Origin of the sequence: Devosia sp. Root105, from assembly GCF_001424865.1 — a bacterium.
Classification (GTDB): domain Bacteria; phylum Pseudomonadota; class Alphaproteobacteria; order Rhizobiales; family Devosiaceae; genus Devosia_A.
In genome coordinates, this window is record NZ_LMCR01000020.1 from 1 (window position 1) to 2,500 (window position 2,500).

The following is a 2,500-nucleotide window of genomic DNA, read 5'->3' on the forward strand; positions in this document are numbered from 1 at the left end:
GAGCGTGAGCTGCTGAAGATCAAGCGGATCCGGACGGCGGATTGCGTGGTCGGTGGCTTTCGCTACGGCGCCGGCAGCAAGCTGGTGGGGTCGTTGCTGCTCGGGCTCTATGACGAGGCCGGCAAGCTGCACCATGTCGGCTTCACCTCGGCGCTGGCCGAGGAGAACAAGCCCGAGCTGACGCGGCGGCTCGCGGCGTTGGCGGATGGCCCCGGCTTTACCGGCCGAGCGCCGGGCGGACCGAGCCGCTGGTCGACGGAGCGGACCGAGCGCTACGAGGCGCTGCGCCCCGAGCTGGTGGTGGAAGTGTCCTACGACCATGTGAGCGGCGAGCGCTTCCGGCACGGGACGCGGCTGCTGCGCTGGCGTCCTGACAAGCGTGCGGACCAATGCGGGATGGAGCAGCTGGGACGGTAGCCCCCTAGGCTTGCACCGTCGGCGCCGCCCGCGTCCCCTCGCCCCTCCTAGGGGCGCGATAAGGGCACCGCCGGGGCTTTTGGCACGGCACGCGTCTGCTGCGCTGGCGTCCTGACAAGCGCGGGGATCAATGCGGGCTGGCTCAGCTTGGGCGATGGCTTGCGGCGCGTTTGAGCGCATAAAGCAAAACCCCGCCGGCTTACGCGGGCGGGGTTTTGTTGTTTTCTAGTCGTTAAGAGAACGCATGTTTTTGGCAGACCTGGCAGCGACCTACTCTCCCAAGCCTTGAGACTTAGTACCATCGGCGCAAAGGAGTTTAACGGTCGAGTTCGGGATGGGATCGGGTTCTGGGCTCCTCGCAATTACCACCAGATCGGCGAAAAACATGCGTGTGAATTCTGGTTCCATGCTGCTGGCGGTTAGCCTGGCAGATGATTTTTGATCTTGGGTGCCGATCACTCGTTCCGTGCCGCTGTTTGCGGGCATGGATTAATGAGAACGATCAAGCCAATCGAGCTATTAGTACTGGTCAGCTTCACACCTCACGGCGCTTCCACATCCAGCCTATCAACGTGGTGGTCTTCCACGGCTCTCAAGGGAATGCTCGTTTTGAAGGAGGCTTCCTGCTTAGATGCTTTCAGCAGTTATCCCGTCCGAATATAGCTACCCTGCAATGCCGCTGGCGCGACAACAGGTCCACCAGAGATTCGTCCAACCCGGTCCTCTCGTACTAGGGTCAGCTCTTCTCAACATTCCTACACCCACGGCAGATAGGGACCGAACTGTCTCACGACGTTCTGAACCCAGCTCACGTACCACTTTAAATGGCGAACAGCCATACCCTTGGGACCTGCTCCAGCCCCAGGATGTGATGAGCCGACATCGAGGTGCCAAACACTGCCGTCGATATGGACTCTTGGGCAGTATCAGCCTGTTATCCCCAGAGTACCTTTTATTCGTTGAGCGATGGCCCTTCCACGCGGGACCACCGGATCACTATGACCGACTTTCGTCTCTGCTCGACTTGTCAGTCTCGCAGTCAGGCAGGCTTATGCCATTGCACTCAGCGGACGATTTCCGACCGTCCTGAGCCCACCATCGCGCGCCTCCGTTACTCTTTGGGAGGCGACCGCCCCAGTCAAACTACCCACCATGCGCTGTCCCGGATGCTGTTACATCGCGGTTAGACACCTATGACGATAAGGGTGGTATCTCATCTTGCGGCTCCACCGAGACTGGCGTCCCGGCTTCAAAGCCTACCACCTATCCTGCACATGCCGACACAAGTGCCAGCGCAAAGCTATAGTAAAGGTTCATGGGGTCTTTCCGTCTGACCGCAGGAACCCCGCATCTTCACGGGGAATTCAATTTCGCTGAGTCTATGCTGGAGACAGTGGGGAAGTCGTTACGCCATTCGTGCAGGTCGGAACTTACCCGACAAGGAATTTCGCTACCTTAGGACCGTTATAGTTACGGCCGCCGTTTACCGGGGCTTCATTTCAAAGCTTGCACCTCTCCATTTAACCTTCCGGCACCGGGCAGGCGTCAGACCCTATACGTCGTATTGCTACTTCGCAGAGCCCTGTGTTTTTGATAAACAGTCGCTACCCCCTTTTTTGTGCCACTTCTATCCGGTTGCCCAAATAGAAGTCACGCTTATCCCGAAGTTACGCGTGCAATTTGCCGAGTTCCTTCAGCATAGTTCTCTCAAGCGCCTTGGTATGCTCTACCTGTCCACCTGTGTCGGTTTAGGGTACGGTCTATGTTGGTGGAGCTATTTCCTGGAACCGGCTCATCGCACCCCCAATCCAATAAGGGGATACGAACCCGCGCGATCCGTCACTACCACCAGGCCCACGAATATTAACGTGGTTCCCATCGTCTACGCATGTCTGCCTCGACTTAGGGGCCGGCTAACCCTGCGCTGATTAGCATTGCGCAGGAACCCTTGGACTTACGGCGAGAGGGTCTCTCACCCTCTTTATCGCTACTCATGTCATCATTCGCACTTCCGATACCTCCAGGATCTCTCACGAGTATCCCTTCGCAGGCTTACGGAACGCTCCGCTACCGCTTGCAACAA

2 rRNA genes and 1 pseudogene (1 of these 3 cut by a window edge) are annotated in these 2,500 nt (G+C 58.2%); 1 reads left to right on the forward strand and 2 read right to left on the reverse strand.

The features are described 5' to 3' along the window. A pseudogene (locus ASC68_RS25470) lies at positions 1-417 on the forward strand (ATP-dependent DNA ligase); the annotation flags it as partial. A gap of 257 nt (positions 418-674) precedes the next feature. Here the strand turns inward: ASC68_RS25470 and rrf are convergent. Both rrf and ASC68_RS25480 read right to left on the reverse strand, forming a co-directional pair. Beyond that, positions 675-790 (reverse strand): 5S ribosomal RNA (gene rrf / locus ASC68_RS25475). Between the two features lie 125 nt (positions 791-915). Next, positions 916-2,500: ribosomal RNA gene (locus tag ASC68_RS25480) — 23S ribosomal RNA — on the reverse strand; it runs 1,144 nt beyond the window's last position.